15 protein-coding genes and 1 tRNA gene are annotated in these 18,409 nt (G+C 67.0%); 7 read left to right on the forward strand and 9 right to left on the reverse strand.

What is annotated here, in order from left to right:
• Positions 1-8: 8 nt before the first annotated feature.
• Complete coding sequence (locus ASE58_RS09220; protein ID WP_055820252.1) at positions 9-971, reverse strand: alpha/beta hydrolase; 963 nt, start codon at positions 969-971, stop codon at positions 9-11.
• 163 nt (positions 972-1,134) lie between these two features.
• On the opposite strand from ASE58_RS09220, the gene ASE58_RS09225 reads away from it, so the two are divergent.
• On the forward strand, positions 1,135-1,989 hold the full coding sequence (locus ASE58_RS09225) for a fumarylacetoacetate hydrolase family protein (protein ID WP_055820255.1): 855 nt from the start codon (positions 1,135-1,137) through the stop codon (positions 1,987-1,989).
• A gap of 39 nt (positions 1,990-2,028) precedes the next feature.
• On the opposite strand, the gene ASE58_RS09230 is transcribed toward ASE58_RS09225, so the two are convergent.
• Both ASE58_RS09230 and ASE58_RS09235 read right to left on the reverse strand, forming a co-directional pair.
• Positions 2,029-2,481, reverse strand: a complete 453-nt coding sequence (locus ASE58_RS09230) for a tRNA (cytidine(34)-2'-O)-methyltransferase (protein WP_055820258.1) — start codon at positions 2,479-2,481, stop codon at positions 2,029-2,031.
• A 79-nt stretch (positions 2,482-2,560) separates the two neighbouring features.
• A tRNA-Ser gene (locus ASE58_RS09235) sits at positions 2,561-2,650 on the reverse strand.
• 132 nt (positions 2,651-2,782) lie between these two features.
• Here ASE58_RS09235 and hspQ point away from each other — a divergent pair.
• The gene (hspQ, locus tag ASE58_RS09240; RefSeq protein ID WP_055820261.1) at positions 2,783-3,157 is read left to right on the forward strand and encodes a heat shock protein HspQ; all 375 of its coding nucleotides are present in this window, start codon (positions 2,783-2,785) and stop codon (positions 3,155-3,157) included.
• A gap of 13 nt (positions 3,158-3,170) precedes the next feature.
• On the opposite strand, the gene ASE58_RS09245 is transcribed toward hspQ, so the two are convergent.
• Entirely contained in the window at positions 3,171-5,621 is a 2,451-nt protein-coding gene (locus ASE58_RS09245) for a sulfite reductase flavoprotein subunit alpha (RefSeq protein ID WP_055820264.1), read from the reverse strand.
• Positions 5,622-5,709: 88 nt separating this feature from the next.
• Between ASE58_RS09245 and ASE58_RS09250 the strand changes: the two genes are divergently transcribed.
• A complete protein-coding gene (locus tag ASE58_RS09250; protein WP_055820267.1) occupies positions 5,710-7,917 on the forward strand; it encodes a TonB-dependent receptor in 2,208 nt (735 codons plus the stop codon).
• 43 nt (positions 7,918-7,960) lie between these two features.
• On the forward strand, positions 7,961-8,161 hold the full coding sequence (locus ASE58_RS09255; RefSeq protein ID WP_082456876.1) for a hypothetical protein: 201 nt from the start codon (positions 7,961-7,963) through the stop codon (positions 8,159-8,161).
• A 36-nt stretch (positions 8,162-8,197) separates the two neighbouring features.
• On the opposite strand, the gene ASE58_RS18310 is transcribed toward ASE58_RS09255, so the two are convergent.
• From ASE58_RS18310 to ASE58_RS09275, 4 genes are all read right to left on the reverse strand, one after another.
• The gene (locus ASE58_RS18310) at positions 8,198-8,572 is read right to left on the reverse strand and encodes a hypothetical protein (RefSeq protein WP_055756071.1); all 375 of its coding nucleotides are present in this window, start codon (positions 8,570-8,572) and stop codon (positions 8,198-8,200) included.
• Positions 8,573-8,687: 115 nt separating this feature from the next.
• On the reverse strand, positions 8,688-10,301 hold the full coding sequence (locus ASE58_RS09265) for an NAD-dependent malic enzyme (protein ID WP_082467852.1): 1,614 nt from the start codon (positions 10,299-10,301) through the stop codon (positions 8,688-8,690).
• Between the two features lie 74 nt (positions 10,302-10,375).
• Positions 10,376-11,875 carry an alginate export family protein gene (locus tag ASE58_RS09270; protein ID WP_055820270.1) on the reverse strand — a complete coding sequence of 500 codons (1,500 nt, stop codon included), beginning with the start codon at positions 11,873-11,875 and terminating at the stop codon, positions 10,376-10,378.
• Between the two features lie 84 nt (positions 11,876-11,959).
• Positions 11,960-13,300, reverse strand: coding sequence for a dicarboxylate/amino acid:cation symporter (locus ASE58_RS09275; RefSeq protein WP_055756076.1), 1,341 nt, complete (start codon positions 13,298-13,300; stop codon positions 11,960-11,962).
• Between the two features lie 192 nt (positions 13,301-13,492).
• Between ASE58_RS09275 and ASE58_RS18440 the strand changes: the two genes are divergently transcribed.
• Positions 13,493-15,256, forward strand: coding sequence for a sensor histidine kinase (locus ASE58_RS18440; protein WP_268795069.1), 1,764 nt, complete (start codon positions 13,493-13,495; stop codon positions 15,254-15,256).
• Positions 15,253-16,563 (forward strand): sigma-54-dependent transcriptional regulator, encoded by a 1,311-nt coding sequence (locus tag ASE58_RS09285; RefSeq protein ID WP_055820275.1) that lies wholly within the window; start codon positions 15,253-15,255, stop codon positions 16,561-16,563. The genes ASE58_RS18440 and ASE58_RS09285 overlap by 4 nt, the downstream gene beginning before the upstream one ends.
• 7 nt (positions 16,564-16,570) lie before the next feature.
• Here the strand turns inward: ASE58_RS09285 and ASE58_RS09290 are convergent, their stop codons facing one another.
• Positions 16,571-17,296 (reverse strand): Crp/Fnr family transcriptional regulator, encoded by a 726-nt coding sequence (locus tag ASE58_RS09290; protein ID WP_055756081.1) that lies wholly within the window; start codon positions 17,294-17,296, stop codon positions 16,571-16,573.
• Positions 17,297-17,437: 141 nt separating this feature from the next.
• On the opposite strand from ASE58_RS09290, the gene ASE58_RS09295 reads away from it, so the two are divergent.
• The gene (locus tag ASE58_RS09295; protein WP_055756083.1) at positions 17,438-18,403 is read left to right on the forward strand and encodes a ferritin-like domain-containing protein; all 966 of its coding nucleotides are present in this window, start codon (positions 17,438-17,440) and stop codon (positions 18,401-18,403) included.
• Positions 18,404-18,409: the final 6 nt, after the last annotated feature.

The following is an 18,409-nucleotide window of genomic DNA, read 5'->3' on the forward strand; positions in this document are numbered from 1 at the left end:
TCAAATCCTTACAAACCGTGTCGTCTGGCCCATTCGAGGAACAGGGCGGTCCATGGCGCGGCGCGGCCGTCGCGCAACACGCCGAAGCCGTGCCCGCCCAGCTCGGGCAGATACGCCTCCGCCGCGACCTTCGACCGGCGCAGCGCGGCGAGCAGCGCGAGCGTGTTGTCGACCGCGACGATCCCGTCGTTGATCGCATGGGTCAGGAAAGTGGGCGGACTGGCGGCGGTGATCCGCGCGTCGGTGCGGTAATAGGCGGCCTGTTCCGGCGGGGCGTTCGGGCCGAGCAACTGGTCCTGTGATGCCCGATGGGTCCCGGCGGCCCCCATCAACGCAACCGGATACAGCAGGCACGCGATCCGCGTACGCAGCGGCTGCGCATCAACGGAATCGGCGGCGCGGTAGGTCGCATCGGTACGATAGGCCAGCATCGCCGCAAGGTGCCCGCCCGCCGAAAACCCCATCACGCCGATCCGATCCCGGTCGACGCCGTTCGCCGTCGCCTCCGCCCGGATGATCCGCAACGCCCGCTGTGCGTCCTGAAGCGGCGTATCGGGTCCACCGGCCCAGGGATCACTCGGCAGGCGATATTTCAGCAGATAGGCGTGATAGCCGCGATCGGCGAAGAATTGCAGCATGTCGCGTCCGTCGTGCCCCACCGCTACCCGTCGATAGCCGCCACCGGGGATCAGCAGGATCGCCGCGCCATTCGGTCGCGCCGGCACGGCATGGACCAGCGCCGGGGTACGGACATGCACGAAGGCGGTATCGTCCGCCGGGCCGGTCGCCGATCGTGGTACTTCCTGCTCGACGACATGCACCGCCGCGCTGCCCGGCGGGCCGCTCGGCCAGATCGGGCGGAATTGCAGCGTCGCGGCGGCCCGCGCCGGCAGCGTCGCGGCGAGGCCCGCTGCGACACCTCCGCCGATCAGAGCGCGGCGGCCCAGTAGAGTGCCCGTGCCGGTCGTCATTCGCGTTCTCTGCTCATCCCCATGGCCGTTACGCGGGCAACATGGCGGGCCGATGACTATCCGTCGAGGCCCGTCACCACCGCTTGACGTGGTTCGGGCGCGGAGCGAGGGGAAACGACGAAACGGCACCGCGCGGGCGCTGCGAATCTTCGGGAGACGTGCAATGAAATTTTGTCGCTATGGGGAACGGGGCGCGGAAAAGCCGGGCGTGGTCGATGCCGATGGCCGTATCCGCGACCTGTCGGGCGTGATCGACGACATCACCGTCGACACGATCCGCGACCTGTCGGTCGATATCGACAGCCTGGCCGTGGTCGACGGTGCGCCCCGCCATGGCGTGCCGGTCAAGGGGATCGGCAAGATCGTGGCGATCGGCCTGAACTATGCCGACCATGCCGCCGAATCGAACCTGCCGGTGCCGAGCGAGCCGATGATGTTCATGAAGGCGCTGTCGTCGCTGACCGGCCCGAACGACGAGGTGATGCTGCCGCGCGGATCGACCCATGCCGACTGGGAAGTCGAACTGGCCGTCGTGATCGGCAAGACCGCACGCTATGTCAGCAAGGAAGACGCGCTTGCCCACGTCGCCGGCTACACCATCGCCAACGATGTGTCGGAACGCTTCAACCAGAAGCAGCGCGGCACGCAATGGTCGAAGGGGAAGGGGCATGACAGCTTCTGCCCGGTCGGCCCGTGGCTGGTGACCCCCGACGAGATTGCCGATCCGCAGGACCTCGCCATGTTCCTCGACGTGAACGGCGAACGGATGCAGACCGGGAACACGCGGACGATGATCTTCGACGTGGCCGAGCTGATTTCCTATGTCAGCGAATATATCACCCTTTATCCCGGCGACCTGATGATTACCGGCACCCCGCCGGGTGTGGGCGAGGGCAAGAAGCCGCAGTCGATTTATCTGAAGGCCGGCGACACGATGACGCTGGGCATCGCCGGGCTGGGCGAGCAGACGCAGCAGGTCGTCGAATGGCGACATCTGGGCGACGCCGTTCTGGGGTGACGGGGCAGGGGCGCCGGTCGCGGGACCGGCGCCCGCTTCCTATTTCGGCAGCGCGTCGGCCTGTCGCAGCGCCTCGCCCAGCGCCAGCGCGGCGGCCGTGGCGAGGTTCATCGAGCGGACCTCTGACCGGATCGGTAGGCGCAGGCCGATGTCGCAGCGATCGGCGACGCCTTGCGGCACGCCCGCGCTTTCCTTGCCGAACAGCAGCACGTCGTCGGCCTCGAACCGGAAGTCATAGGCGGACCGCGTCGCCTTGGTCGTGAAGAGGATCAGCCGCGCGCCGGCCCGCGCCGCCTGGAACGCGGCGAAGTCGGCGTGGCGCGTTACCGACACATGGTCAATATAGTCCATGGCCGTCCGCCGCACGCGGCGATCGTCCCATGCAAAGCCCAGCGGCTCGATCAGGTCGACCGCGACGCCCAGACAGGCCCCCAGCCGCAGCACGGCCCCGACATTGCCCGCGATTTCGGGTTCATAAAGCGCGATACGCATCGCCGCTGCTTGGCGCGGACGAACGCGATGCGCAAGCGGCCCGTTGCAGGGCGGCGCGTGGTTCGGACTGTCAGGTAAGTGGCGGAGAGGGAGGGATTCGAACCCTCGGTACCCGTAAAGGCACGCCGCATTTCGAGTGCGGTACAATCGACCACTCTGCCACCTCTCCGCAGAGGTTTTCCGCTCATATGCCGTGTTTGACGCGGCACGTTGGTCAGCGAGGGAGGCCGGTTAGCCCAAGGATTCGGGATGTGCAAGCGCATCCTTGCTGCAAACGCACATCGACCCTAGATTATTTTGCATGAAGGCCATTTCCGCCCCGCTGCTCGACCTTGGTACCCCGTTGCCGCCGATCGCCCATGCCCGTTTCTCGATCGGGGAGGTCGTGCGTCACCGGCTGTTCGATTTTCGCGGGGTCGTGTTCGATATCGATCCGGTCTTTGCGAACAGCGAGGAATGGTATGAATCGATCCCCGCCGATGCGCGGCCGCGGAAGGACCAGCCCTTCTACCACCTGCTCGCCGAAAATGCCGAGGCGAGCTATGTCGCCTATGTCAGCCAGCAGAACCTGATCGTCGACGACAGCGAGGAGCCGGTCGACCATCCCGCGATCCGGGGGCTGTTCGACGATTACGCCGATGGCCGCTACCAGTTGCGCCGCGAACACCGGCATTGAGGGGCGGCACCGTTCAATAGATATCCCGGCGATAGCGACCGTCGCCGAGCATCTCCTCCAGCAGCGATTCGCCGAGGATCGTGGCCAGCGCGGCATGGACGCCGGGCGCCATGCCCTGCACGCTGCCGCAGACATAGATCGCCCCGCCGGCATCGATCGCCGACCGAATCGCGTCCGCATGCGCCCCCACGGCATCCTGCACATAGCGATAGCCGCCCGGCCGGCGTGACCAGGCAATGTGCTGGTCGGCGAGGACACCCGCGTCGCATAGCGCCTGTCGCTCGTCGGCGAGGAAGTCGTCCTGCGCAGGATGCCGCTCACCCCAATAGAGCGTCGCCGGAGCGCCTCCCAATGCCGCGCGGTGGCGCAGATGGGCGAGGAGGCCGGCAAGACCGGTCCCGTTGCCGATCACGATCAACGGGATGTTGTTGTCGGCGGGCGGGTGGAACGCCGGGTTCGATCGCACCCGCGCCTGCACGATACCGCCAAGCGGTGCGCCATGGCACAGCCAGCCCGATCCCAGCCCGTCAAAGCCGTCGCTCGCCGTGCAGCGCCGGACGATCAGCTCGACCCGGCCCGATTCGGCGATCGACGCGATCGAATATTCGCGGTGCCCGATCGGCTTGCGGGTGGCGACGTCGCCCGCACCGGTCGGCAGGATGCTGGTCATCAGCATCGCGCGATTGTCGGAGGTATCGGCCAGACCGGTCGCGGCCAGATAGGCATCGACCCTCCGCACATCCTGCTGCGGCAGGATTTCGATGATATCGCCGGGCATCCACTGGGCGGCGTTCGCGACCGGTGCCAGCGTAATCTGCCACGCCTCGCCCCCTAGGCTGCCGGAGTTCAGCAGGCGGCGGTCGACCAGCCGCCAGTCCTCCATCGCGGCGGGGGCCCAATCGGGCTGATCGGTACGCCCGCCAAGCCCGGCCAGCTGGTGCTGCCATTGGCGCTGCGCATCGTCATCGTTGCCGTCCGCCTCCACCGCGTCGAAGAGGCGGGTGGCGCCGTGGTCGTGCAGCCAGCGATCGACCCGGTGGCCGAAGGCGCAGAACTCGGCATATTCGCGGTCGCCGAGCGCCATGACGGCATAGTCGAGATGCGACAGGTCGGGCGCATCGCGCTCCATCGTCCGGGCAAACCCCCGCGCATTGTCGGGCGGCTCGCCCTCGCCATAGGTGCTGGCGACGACGAACAACCGGCTGGCGCGCGCCAGCGTGGCATGGTCGAGCGATGTGATCGGCAGCGCGGCGGCGTGGGGCAGGGCGTCGGCGGTCAGCCGGGCGATACGCTCGGCCGATCCGGTCTGGCTGGCATAGGCGACCAGCGTCGTTGCCTGTTCGACGGGCACGTCGGTGGCATCGGCGACGACCTGTGCCAGCGCCGCCTTGCGCCGGCGACGCGCGAAATAGAGCAGGAAGCCGGTGATGGTGAACAGCGGCATGGTCAGGCTGGCCAGCAGCATCGCGATCCGCCCGACGATCCCGAAATAGGCACCGCGATGGATTTCGAACACGCTGGTGACGATATCCTCGCCCAGCGGCCGGGTAGCATAGGGCTGATCGTCGATCACTGCGCCGGTTCTGCCGTCGATGGTCAGTTCGTCGCTTACCCGGTCGTGCCGCGCATCCGGCAGCTTGGCGCGGAACTGCACCTCGCCATAGTCGCGCACGCTCATCGTAATGCGATCATAGGAACGACCGCCGGTCGCGCGGACGAAGCCGTCCCATGCGCGCGCCAGATCGACCGGTGCGTCCTTTGGCCCGTCATGTTTTTCGGTCGGCGCTTCGGCGACCAGCAACGCACGGACGCCCTGTCGATACCAGTCGTACGACCACCACAGCCCGGTAAAGCCGCTGACGAGGTAGAAGAGCAGCACCCAGCCGCCGATGACGGCATGCAGCATCCGGTACAGGTTGCGCCCCGTCTTGCGCAGGTCGAGCACGAACCAGTTACGCCAGTCGAGCGGTCGCTTGGGCCAGCGCAGATACAGGCCGGACAGCGCGAAATAGATCAGCGCGATCGCCGAAAAGCCGGTGATCTGCCGCCCGATCCCATTGCCTTCGCCCGGCAGCGCCAGCCAGCGATGCAGGTGCTCGATCACCTCCAGCACCTCCGCCCCGCGCGGTTCGCCGAGCAGGGTGCCGGTAAACGGGTCGATATGCTCGACCACACGGTCCTTTGACGTGCCCCGCTGATAGGACACCGTGGTCATCTCGTCGGGTACGGTCGGAATGGTGAGGCGGGTGATCTTTGCGTTGGGACGCTGACGCTCAACCTGTGCGATCAGCTGCGGCACCGTCAGGCGCTGCGCCGATACCGCCGCCGGACGGTCGTGGTTCAGCGCTGCCAGGATTTCCGGTTCGAAACTCAGCGTCGCACCGGTCACGCCCATCACCGCCAGCACGAGGCCGGCGGTGATGCCGAGGAACCAGTGAATCTGAAACAGGATGTTCCGGGTCATGCGGCAGGCTCAAACAGACTTGATATTGATAATGGATCGCGTTAGCGGCGCGACAGTTCGGGGTCAATATTACGCAAGGGAAATGACAATGGGGTGCAACACGCGCCTGCCGTTGATGGCAAGTGTAGCGGGTCTGGCGCTGCTGGCGATACCGGCGATGGCGCAGGGCACCGACCCGGCGTCGCCCACCGCCGAAGCCCCGCCGGCCGACGAAGAGATCGTCGTTACCGCCGCGCGTACCATCCTGCCGCCCAATGCGCTGCCGCTGACCATCGACATCCTCGACAAGCAGGCGATTGACCAGCAGATCGCGATATCGGGCAGCATCACCGATGCCGTCGCGACACTGACCCCAAGCTTTTCGCCCACGCGCGGCAAATTGTCGGGCGCGGGGGAGACGCTGCGCGGACGCTCGCCACTCTATGCGATCAACGGCATTCCGCAGACGACCCCCTTGCGCGACGGCAGCCGCGATGGCTTCACCATCGATGGCTTCTTCATCGATCGGGTCGAGCTGATCTATGGATCGAACGCGTTGCAGGGCGTCGGCGGCACCGGCGGTATCGTCAACCAGGTGACGGTCGGCGCCCCGCGACGGGAGGGCGTCAGCGGTCGCGCGCTGGTGCAGGGCACGGCATCGGACGGGTTCGAGCGTGATGGCTTCGGTGGCAAGGTCGCCGGGCTGGTCCAGTCGAAATCGGGCCGGTTCGATGCCACGATCGGGGCCAGCCATGAACGGCGCGGCGCGTTCTATGACGCGCAGGACCGGCGGGTCGGCATCAACCTGACGCAAGGCGAAACGCAGGATTCGCGCGCGACCGATTATTTTGCGCGGCTGGGGATGGAGGTCGGCGCGACCGGGCGGCTCGACCTGATCGCCAACCGGTTCGAGCTGAAGGGCGATGGCGATTACCTCGCGGTCGCTGGCAATCGCCGCACCGGCGTGCCGACCAGCGCGGTGCGCGGAACCCCGCCGGGGCGGCCCGCCGCCAACCGGGCGGAGGCGCTGTCGCTGTCCTACACCGACAGCGATATGCTGGGCGGGAACCTGGTCACGCAGCTGTTCTTCAACCGCACCCACGACACGTTCGGCGGCGAGGTCGCGATCCAGGCGACGTTTCAGGACCCGGCGATCGCGCCGGTCGGCACGCTGTTCGACCAGTCGGAAAACCGCTCGCGCAAGCTGGGCGCGAAGGCCAGCTATGAACGCGCCGTGCCGGGGTTCGAGGCGCTGGTCGCGACGATCGGGTTCGACGCGCTGTTCGACAAGACCGAGCAGCGGCTGATCGCCACCAACCGCATCTGGGTGCCGCCCGCCGACTTCCGCAGCCTTGCGCCGTTCGTGCAGGGCAATCTGAAGCTCGCCGACGGGGTGGTTCGCGTGGCGGGCGGCGCGCGGTGGGAGAATGTGCAGGTCCGCATCGACGATTTCCGCACGCTGGCATCGACCACCTATGATGGCAGGAATGCCACGACCTTTGGCGGCGTCGCTGTGACCGGGGGCGCGCCCAAATTCAGCGACGTGCTGTTCAACGGCGGGCTGATCGTCGAGCCGCTGGCCGGGGTCCGCGCCTATGCCAGCTATGCGCAAGGGTTCACCATGGCCGATATCGGGCGCATCACCCGCGCGATTTCGACGCCGGGCGTCCGGCTGGACAGCTTCCTCGACATCCAGCCGGTCGTGTCGAACAACCGGGAGGTCGGCGTCGAGGTGAAGCGCGGGCCGCTGGACGCCGGCGCAACCTATTTCTGGTCGTCGAGCGACCGGGGGCAATTGCTGGTCGCGCAGGGCAACGGCATTTTCGAAGTGCAGCGCCAGCGGGTGGAGATCGAGGGGCTGGAGGTGAATCTGGCGGTGCAGACGCCGCTGCCCGGTCTCCGCGTCTCGACCGGCTATGCCCATATCCTCGGCCGCTACGACAGCGACCGCAGTCCGGCGGATGGCGTGGTCGATACCGATCTGGACGGAACCAATATCTCCCCCGACCGGCTGAACCTGGCCGCCGATCTGGCGAGCGGGCCGGTGACGGCGCGGGTGCAGACGCAATTCTATCTGTCGCGCAATTTCCGGGGGAAGGTGAACCCCAGCCCGGACAACAATTTCGGTGGCTATGACGTCACCGACGCATCGATCCGGTACCAGACGAAGTTTGGCGGGCTTTCGCTCAGCGCGCAGAACATCTTCGACCGCTCCTATATCGACTATAGCAGCGACACCCGCCTGCCGAACGACAATTTCGCGTTCTTCGCCGGGCGCGGGCGGACGTTCACGCTGGGCTGGGACATGCGGTTCTGAGTCGGGCTGGACAGCGGGGCGGGGCGGCGGCTAGGCGCGGGCCATGCCTGTTATTGCCACCATCATGAATTCGACTACCGGCCAGCCGATCCAGAAGATGACATTTGGCCGGATGCCGAAGCCCTGGGCCTCGTTCAACCTCGAAACCGGCGAACTAGTCACCGCCGACCGGGTGGATGTGGGCAAGCCGGCACCGGGCAAGGTCGTGGTGCCGGTATCGGTGTGGGTCACGCCCAAGAAATAACCCCCTCCCGGCACGGGCCGGAAGGGGGCGTTTCGCTTAACCGCAGACGCGGCGGCCGTTGCGGATCACGTAGCGGCAGGGGCCACGATAATCGACGCCCATCGCGGCGGCTTCGCGCGACCAGCCGGGAACGACCCGTTCGCCGCGATAGCCATAGCGGTCACCGCGGCGTGCGTCCCACCGGCGACGCTCGTCCCAGCGACGACGGTCGTTATACGCGCGACGGTTGTCCCAGCCGCGACGATTGTCCCAATGGCGGCGATCGTCCCAGCGGCGGTCGTCGTGATGCGCGCGGGGACCGTGGTCGCGGTACCCGTGGCGGCCCGGCTGTGCGTCGGCGACGGCGGGAACGGCGGTCAGGCCGGCGATGGTCAGGCCGATGCCGGCAAAAATATTCATCAACTTCTTCATGATGCTTCCTCTCTGCCGCTGTCTTGCCGGGATTCGCCTGAACCCCTGCTGGACAGGATTGACAGCAGTCAGAAAGACTCCACGCGGGTCGATGGTTCCCGATTCGCTCTGGCGATCAATAGGCGGGCTGCCACATCTGCGCGGCGATGGTGTCGCGATCGATCACCACGCCGGGGGCGGCCACGCCGTCCGCCACCGCCTGTGCCGCGACCACGACCGCGATGTCGAGCGCCACGTCGCGCAGCCGCTCGATCGGCGGCAGCAGCGTCGTATCGCCCCCCATCGCGCCCAGCGCACGGGCGGCGGCCATGAACATCGTGTCGGTGATCGTTCGCGCCTGTGCCGCGAGCGCCCCCAGCCCGACGCCCGGAAAGATATAGACGTTGTTCACCTGCGTCACATCGGCGATGCCGAACGGGCTGCCGGTGCCGATCACCGCGCGCCCTGCGCTCCAGCGGGCAAGGTCGACCGGATGCGCCTCGGCGCGTGAGACCGGGTTGGAGAGCGGAAAGATCACCGGGCGCTCGACCGACTGGGCCATGGTGCGCACGACCGCTTCGCCGAACGCGCCATGCTGGCCCGAGGCACCGATCAGGACGGTCGGATGGATGTTGGCGACCGCATCGAACAGGTCGATCGCGCCATGCGACGTGCGGGTCCAGTCCGCCACCTCTGCGGGATCGCGGGCATAGGTGCGCTGCCCGGTCGACAGATCATCCATGTCGGACAGGATCAGCCCGTCGCGGTCCACTGCCCAGATATGCGCGCGGGCCTGTTCGGCGGACAGGCCATCGGCCTGCAACGCCTGCACCAGCATGTCGGCGATGCCGCATCCGGCAGCCCCCGCGCCGAACAGCAGGATCCGCTGTTCGGACAGCGGAACGCCGGTACGCCCGATTGCCGACAGCAGCGTCCCGACCGCCGTCGCGGCGGTACCCTGGATATCGTCGTTGAAGCTCAGCAGCCGGTCGCGATACCGCTCCAGCAGACGGTACGCGTTGTGCCCGGCGAAATCCTCCCATTGCAGCAGTACGCCGGGGAAGCGGTCGGCGACGGCGCTGACGAAATCCTCGACGAACGCGTCATATTCGGCTCCCCGGATGCGCGGGTGACGCCAGCCGACATAGAGCGGGTCCTCGCGCCGCGCGGCGTTGTCGGTCCCGACGTCGAGCAGGATCGGCAGCACCTCCGACGGATGGATGCCGGCACAGGCGGTATAGAGTGCCAGCTTGCCGATCGGGATGCCCATGCCGCCCGCCCCCTGATCGCCCAGGCCCAGGATGCGCTCGCCGTCGCTGACGACGATCACCTTCACCCGGTCGAGCGCGGGATCGGCGAGGATTTCGGCGATGCGCTGGCGATTGGGCCACGACAGGAACAGCCCGCGCGGCCGCCGCCAGATATCGCTGAACCGCTCGCACCCTTCGCCGACGGTCGGGGTGTAGACCAGCGGCAGCATCGCCGGCAGGTCGCGCTGCACCATCGCGTGGAACAGGATTTCGTTCGAATCCTGCAATTCGCGCAGGAAGCTGTAGCGGTGGAAATCATCGGGCATTCCGGCAAGCGCGCGCTGCCGCCGCTCGATCTGGCTGTCCAGCGTCCCGACATGCGGCGGGAGCAGGCCGTGCAGCCCCCATTGGTCGCGCTCCGCCTCGGTAAAGGCGGTGCCCTTGTTGGTCAGCGGATCGGCGAGCAGCGCGCGGGCGGCGGCGTGGGCGGCGGGGGACATGATCGGACCCTTCGATTCAAAAGACGAAAACGCCCCGGCGGAAGCCGCCGGGGCGAGAAGGTTGCTCAGGGAACTCAGAAGCGGAAGCTGATCCAGCCTGCAAGGAAGTCGGAGCTTTTGTAGTTCGCATCGGTCAGTGCCGGGCCGGCGATCAGATGCTCGTAGCGCGCGGTCAGGCTGACGCGCGGGCTGACGGCATAGATCGCCTGGAAGCGGATCGTATCGGCGACCTTGCGCGCATTGCCGAGCTGCGTGCCGGCAAAGGCCTGTCCGTTGGCGCGGTACACCGCGTCGTTCAGGCTGTCGCGCCACGACAGCTGATATTCGGTCGCGATGCGCAGCTTCGGCGTCGGCTGGAACTGGGCGCTCGGTGCAAAGGCGATCAGGTTCGTCGGCGTCGAATACAGCTGGTAGCTGTAATAGATGTTGTTGCCGAACGGCGCGAGCGAGGTTTTCAGCGTACCGTTGCCATAGGCCCCGCCGCCGCTGGCATAATCGAAGTGGAAGCCGACGCGCGGCGCCGTCTTCGACTTGCCGACCTTGTACGTCTGCTGGAGCAGGACCAGCCATGCCGAGATCGGGCGGTTGTCGAACTCGCCGCCCTGATAGTTGACCGTCCAGTCGATGTTCACCTGGCCGCTATCGCCATAGAGGTGCAGGCCGTAGAATTTGCGCACTTCCTCGGTCGTGCGCGTGCCCCAGGTCGCGTTGCTGTTGCGCAGCCGCCAGAAGAACGGATCGAAATAGAGGTTCGACCCGCCCAGCAGCGACTTCGGCAGAACGAACCCGGCGGTCCCGCCCGAAAAGCGGCGATTGTCGTCGACGATATCGTCGCCGGTGCCGCCGACGCCCAGCCGGGTCGTCTTGAAATCGAACACGTCGCCGCGAATCTTGTCACCCTTCGCCCAGGCGCGCACGCCGTTATAGACGAAGAAGATCGTGTTGTTGTCGCGCGGCACGACCATCAGGTTCGGGCCGTCGGCAAAGGTCTGTCGCCCATAGCGCACGCCCAGGTCGACGCCGCCGACCGTGCCGGTCACGTCGACGAAGCTCTGCTGCACCACCAGGTCGTTGTGCAGCTGTCCCGCCTTTACGCCCAGGTTGCGGCCCGACATGCCGGCATGGGCCAGTTCGCCGTACAGGCGGACATGATCGCCCAGATGCAGGTCGGCACCGCCGACGATCCGGTTGATGTCCTGCCGCTGCGCTTCGCGGTCGCGCAGGTTGGGATTGGTGGTCAGGTTGACGCGGTAGCGGAACTCGCCCGACAGCGTCAGGTACACGTCGTCGCCGGCGATCGGGATGTACTTCAGCCGGTCGAGCACGTCGTCGCGCTTCTTGGGATCACGATACTTGGTCCAGTCCTCGGCCCAGCGCGACTGGTTGTAGCCGCCGGCGGTGATGCCGTCGCCAACCCCGGCGGTCGGATATTCCTGCGCGATCGGGCGGGCATTGCCGCGATCGGCGAGCTGGGTCGTGGCGGGGGCGGCGGGTTCGGCGGCACGGGCCGCGATGGGGGCGATCGCCGATGCGATCAGCGGGGTGGCGGCGCAGAGCCGCAAAAGGGTCTTCATCTCGGCATACCTTTGTCCGCCCTCGAAGGGCGCTGGTCGGCAGGGGCCGGTCCGGGGCTGTGCCGGAACCGGCCCTTACGGGAATTACTCGGCGGCAACCGCGCCTTCGGGCATCTGGTCGACGCGCACCGCACGACCGGCCAGCGCCTCGTCGAACTGGTGCTTGTCGAGCTTGCCTTCCCACTTTGCGACGACAACGGTTGCCACCGCGTTACCGATGAAGTTCGTCAGGCTGCGGCACTCGCTCATGAAGCGGTCGACACCCAGGATCAGCGCCATGCCGGCGACCGGCACCGAGGGGACGATCGACAGCGTGGCGGCCAGCGTGATGAAGCCCGCGCCGGTCACGCCCGCCGCACCCTTCGACGACAGCATCGCGACGGCGAGCAGCAGGATCTGCTGGCTGAGCGTCAGGTCCACGTTGCACGCCTGGGCGATGAACAGCGCGGCCATGGTCATGTAGATGTTGGTGCCGTCGAGGTTGAACGAATAGCCGGTCGGCACGACCAGGCCGACGATCGACTTCGGAATGCCGGCGCGCTCCATCTTTTCGATCAGCGAGGGCAGGGCGCTTTCCGACGACGAGGTGCCGAGCACCAGCAGCAGTTCGGCCTTCAGGTACGAGATCAGCTTGAAGATCGAGAAGCCGCAGAAATGCGCGACCGCACCCAGCACGATCGTGACGAACAGGAAGGCGGTGAGGTAGAAGGTGCCGACCAGCGCCGCCAGGCTGAACAGCGTGCCGATGCCGTATTTGCCGATGGTGAACGCCATCGCGCCGAACGCACCGATCGGAGCGGCCTTCATGACGATCGCGACGACCTTGAAGAAGGCGATCGAGATGTCGTTCAGCGCGTCGAGCACGCGTTCGCCCTTGTCGCCGATCATGGCGAGGCCGATGCCGAACAGGATCGCGACGAACAGCGTCTGGAGGATGTTGCCCTCGGTCAGCGCCGACAGGAACGTGTCGGGGATGATCCCGGTCAGGAAGCCGGTGATCGTCGTATCATGCGCCTTGGCGGCATATTCGGTGACCTTCGACGTATCGAGCGTCGCGGGATCGATGTTCAGCCCCGCGCCCGGCTGGACGACGTTGCCGACGATCATGCCGATGATGAGCGCGAGGGTCGAGAAGGTCAGGAAATAGGCGAATGCCTTGCCCGCCACGCGGCCGACGCTGGCGAGGTCGCGCATGCCGGCGATGCCGGTGACGATGGTCAGGAAGATGACCGGGGCGATAATCATCTTCACCAGCTTGATGAACGCATCGCCGATCGGCTTGAGCGCTTCACCCGTCGACGGGTAGAAGTGGCCCAGCAGCACGCCGGCGACGATCGCGATCAGCACCTGGGCATAAAGATGCCGGTACCATGGCTTCGCGGCGGGCGGCACGGGCGGGTGGGCGGCGTCGGTTGCAAATTTCATGCGGCGACCTTTCATCCTCTGTAAGCGCCCGGCCCGGCTCTTGCTGGCGGTCGGCGCGACAGGAATGGTTTAATCCGCTGCATCCCTTGTTGTCACAAACGCAATCGCTGTATCCATGGTATTGATATTGCATAATAAAATATTCCGGGCGTGGCAAAAATGGCCAGTTTTTCGCCATTTGCGGCGGCAAAGGTGCAAATTGTTGCACATGGCGGACGGCGCACCTACAACTGCGTCATGCAGGGCGGGGCGCGGACATGGTGGATCGGGTGGATCCTTGGCGGTTTCCTGCTGAGCATCGCTGCCGCCGCGCTGGTCGGGCGCGTGGTCGAACGCCGCGCGCAGGCCGAGTCGCTCGCCGAGATCGAGAGCGATGCCCGGCTGCGGCAGGTGCTGCTGACCAGTGAGATCGCCCGGTTCCGCCTGTTGCCGCTGGCGCTGGCCGATGATCGCGACGTCGTTGCGGCGGTGCGCGGCGGCGATGCGGCACGGCGGGCGCTCGACCGGAAGCTGACCGCCCTCGCACGCTCGACCTCGGCCAGCGTCATCTATGTCGTCGGGCGCGACGGGCGGGCGATCGCGGCGAGCAACTGGGCGGAGCCGCAGAGCTTCGTCGGCAACGACTACAGCTTTCGCCGTTATTATCGCGACGCGGTGCGGACGGGGGCCGGGACCCAGTTCGCGCTCGGCACGGTCAGCCATCGTCCGGGCCTCTATCTCAGCCGCCGCACGCCCGAGGGGGGCGTGGTCGTTGTGAAGCTGGAATTCGACCGGATCGAGGGTGAATGGCGCGCGGCGGGCGGAATTACGTTCGTCACCGATGCCGCCGGGGTGGTGCTGATTTCCAGCGATCCGCGCTGGCGGTTCGCGACCACACGGCAGATCGCACCATCGGTCGCCGCGGCGGTTCGCGCGGACAGTGGTGCCGCAGCGCTCAAGCAGCCGCCGTTCGCGATCATCGACGACGAACTGCGCCTCAATGGCCAGCGCCGGACGATGCAGCACGCGGTGACCGCGCCCGGCGACGAGGGGTGGCAGGTGCACCTGGCGATGCCGTTGCCACCGGCGATCGGCGGCGCGGCACGGACCAGCGCGCTGGCGGCGGCGGCGGTCACGCTGGCGCTGGTAGGGGCGTTGTGGGGCCTGTGGGAACGCTCGCGGCGTCGGGCGCTGCGCACGGTCGAGCTGGAAGCGGCGGTTGCCGACCGGACCCGCGAACTGCGCGACGAGATCGAGGAGCGCACCGCCGCCGAAGCCCGGGCCGCCGAACTGCGCGAGGGGCTGCGACAGGCCAACCGGCTTGCTGCGCTGGGGCAGATCACCGCCAGCGTGGCGCATGAAACCGCGCAGCCCGTGGCAGCAATCCGCAACTATGTGGCGACGGCGCGCCAGCTGCTGACACGTGGCAATCATTCGGCGGTCGACGACAATTTGGGCGCGATCGCCCGGCTGACCGACCGGATCGGGCTGGTGACCGCCGAACTGCGCGGTTTCGCGCGCAAGGGCAGCGGGACGATCGGGCCGGTGCGCCTGATCGACGTGATCGACGGCGCGCGCCTGATCCTGAAGGAAAGGCTGTCGGAGGTTGCCCTGGTCCTCCCGCCGGTGCCCGACGACCTGCTGGTCGTCGCGGGCCGGGTGCGGTTGGAACAGGTGCTGGTGAACCTGCTCCAGAACGCGACCGAGGCACTGAGCGAGACCCCGGAACCGCGCATCGCCATCGAGCTGGGGATCGAACCGCACACCGTGTCGCTGATCGTCGCCGACAACGGGCCGGGCATCGATCCGGCCGTGGCGGAGCGGATGTTCACGCCCTTCGTCACCAGCCGCGCGGCCGGTCTGGGGCTGGGGCTGGTGATCGCGCAGGATATCATGACCGATCTGGGCGGCACGTTGCGGTCGTTGCCGTCGGAACAGGGAGCGCGGTTCGAAGTGACGTTGCGGCGCGTGGCATGAGCGGGTCGGACAACCCCCGTGGCGGCCGCGTCGCGCTGGTCGAGGATGACGAGGACCTGCGGATATCGACCGCGCAGCTGCTGACGCTGGCCGGGTTTGATGTCGTCGCCTTTCCCGCCGCACCCCCGGCCCTGCTCGCGATCGACGCCGATTTCGACGGGATCGTCGTCACCGATGTGCGGATGCCGCACATGTCGGGGATCGAGCTGTTCCGGATCTTGCGCGAACGCGACCCGACGCTGCCGGTCGTGCTGGTCACCGGCCATGCTGATGTCGAAACCGCCGTGGATGCGATCAAGGGCGGGGCATGGGACTTCCTGTCCAAGCCGTTCGATCCCGACGCGCTGATCGCGGCGGCGACCCGCGCGATGGCGGCCCGGTCGCTGGCGCTCGACAACCGGCGGTTGCGGGCCGAGGCGGCGAGCGGGGAGGACACGGCGCTGGTCGGCCGCTCGCCCGCGATCACCCGCCTGCGCGAGATGATCCCGGTCCTCGCCGATGCCGATATCGACCTGCTGATCGAGGGGGAAACCGGCACTGGCAAGGAATTGTTCGCCCGCGCGATCCACGGCGCTGGCCGCCGTGCGCGGCACCGGTTCCTGACCATCGCCTGCGCCGCGCTGCCCGGACAGGCGATCGAGGACGAATTGTTCGCGAGCGTCGGCGATCGCGGGATCGTCGGTGCGCAACGCGGCACGCTGTTCCTCGACGATATCGATCAGGCGTCACGCGGATTGCAGGGCCGCCTGACCCAGTTGATCGAGGATCGCGCGATCCGGGGTCCGCGCGATGCGGTGCCGGTCGATATCCGCGTCATCGCCACGGCGGCGGAGGAGGGGCAGCGCGGCCCCGACGCCATCGCACCGGCCCTGCTGTATCGCCTTGCCGCCGTCCGGCTGCGGATGCCCCCATTACGCGAACGGCGCGACGACGTGCCGCTACTGTTCGCGCATCTGGTCGACCTGTCGGCAAAGCGGCTGCGGCGTGACGTGCCGGCATTGACGCATGCTGCCCGCGACCTGCTGGCGCGCCACGACTGGCCGGGCAATGTCCGCGAACTCGCCCATTTCGCCGACCGGTTCGTGCTGGGGCTGGAGGGAACCGGGGCAGGAGAGGCCGGCACCGACGCGACGCGCCCGCTACCCGAACGGATCGCCGCATTCGAACGGGAAGCGATCCTGTCGGCGATCGCCGCGACGGGCGGAGAAATCGGCGCGGCGATCGAGCGTCTCGGCATCCCGCGCAAGACGTTTTATTACAAGGTCCAGCGGCTGGGCATCGACCTGCGCAGCCTGCGCGGCCAATAATCGGGGATCAGTCCAGCCCGTCGTCCGAGACATAGGCGAGGCCGGCACGCGCCTCCAGCGCAGCACGATCGCGCATCACGATCCGCCCGCGCGAACACCGCACCATATGCTCGCCCTCCAGGATGTGGAGGCAATCGGTAACGGTCGCACGCCGCAGGTTCAGCGTGGACGCGATCGACGCATGGGTCACCGACATGGTGTCGCCATCGATCCGGTCATCGATCATCAGCAGCAGCCGGGCGATGCGGCGCTCGGGTATGTCGCGCAGCGCCGATGCCAGCGTCCGTGCCATCTGCATCGAAAAGCGCTGAGCAAAGGTCAGGATCGCCTTCAGCAGCGCATTGTCTTCGTTCGCAGCCTCGACGACGGCGGTTGCGGGGATGACGATGGCGCTGCCCGGCTGGATATGCGCGCGGGCGGTGAATGGGGTGGGCTGATCGCTGAACAGGCGCGACCAGCCGACGACTCCGTCGCGTCCGATCATCCCGACATCCTGCGACGATCCGCCGGTCGACAGCGAAAGCATCGCCGGCGCTCCTTCGGGGAACACCAGCCGGTCGATCGCCTCGCCGCTGCGCGTCAGAATCTCGCCGGGTTGCAACGCGACACGATAGGCGACGCCCGCAAGTTTGCGCCGGGTGTCGGGGCGCATGGCACCCAACAGCCTGTTGTCCGTCGTGGGCAGGGTAGTACACACCTCACCCACGCGATCGATATTCACTGCAAACGCCATTTCACGTCTTTTGCCTGCAAGATTTGACGCAATCCAGCCATCGAATGCACCCTGTACGGAACCGTACGTCCGTCATGCGTTATGGCTCGTTTGTCTTCTTCGGTTCGTTAGGTCGTCACAACGATCCAGGGAGAAGGTGTCATGGACGAGCAGATGTTGGTGACGCACGCGTTCGATGCGCGTGCGAAGCGGCGTGAGGAACGGCGCGATTTCTTCAAGATGCTGGGCGGTGCTGCTGCGGTTGGCGGCGCCGCTTTCGTCATGACCCAGGCAAGCGACGCGCAGGCACAGACCGGGCCGACCGACGCGGACATCCTGAATTTTGCGCTGAACCTCGAATATCTTGAGGCGCAGTTTTATTATTTCGCGGCGTTCGGCAGCGGGCTGCCCAATTCGATCCTGACGGGCACCGGCACGCAAGGGGCGGTCACGGGTGGTCGCCAGGTCAGCTTCTCCGATCCGCTGGTCGCGCAATATGCCCGCGAAATCGCCGCCGACGAGCGCGCGCACGTCGAATTCCTCCGCACCGCACTTGGCACCGCAGCGGTCTCCCAGCCAGCGATCGACATCAGCGCGTCGGCGACCGGCGCCTTCTCCTCTGCCGCGCGCGCAGCGGGCCTGATCGGCGCCGGGGCGACCTTCGATCCCTATGCCAGCGACGAGAATTTCCTGCTCGGCGCATTCATCTTCGAGGATGTCGGCGTGACGGCCTACAAGGGCGCCGCCCCGCTGCTGAGCAGCAAGACGTTCCTTGAGGCTGCCGCCGGCATCCTCGCGGTCGAGGCCTATCACGCCGCGATCGTCCGCACGACGCTCTATGCCAAGGGGATCGCAACCCCATCGGCGCAGCTGATCCAAGCGACCGATGCAATTTCGAACGCGCGCGACAGCCTCGATGGCAGCACCGATCTCGATCAGGGCCTCTCGCCGCTGTCGAGCAACCCGAACGCCAGCAACATCGTGCCGCTCGACACCAACGGTATCGCATACAGCCGGTCGGCCGGACAGACGCTCAACATCGTCTATCTCAACAACGCCCAGGTGAATGGCGGCGGTTTCTTCCCCAACGGGGTGAACGGCACCATCCGCGCCAGCGCTGCCAACTGAACCTGA

The organism is Sphingomonas sp. Leaf9 (assembly GCF_001421355.1).
GTDB lineage: Bacteria > Pseudomonadota > Alphaproteobacteria > Sphingomonadales > Sphingomonadaceae > Sphingomonas.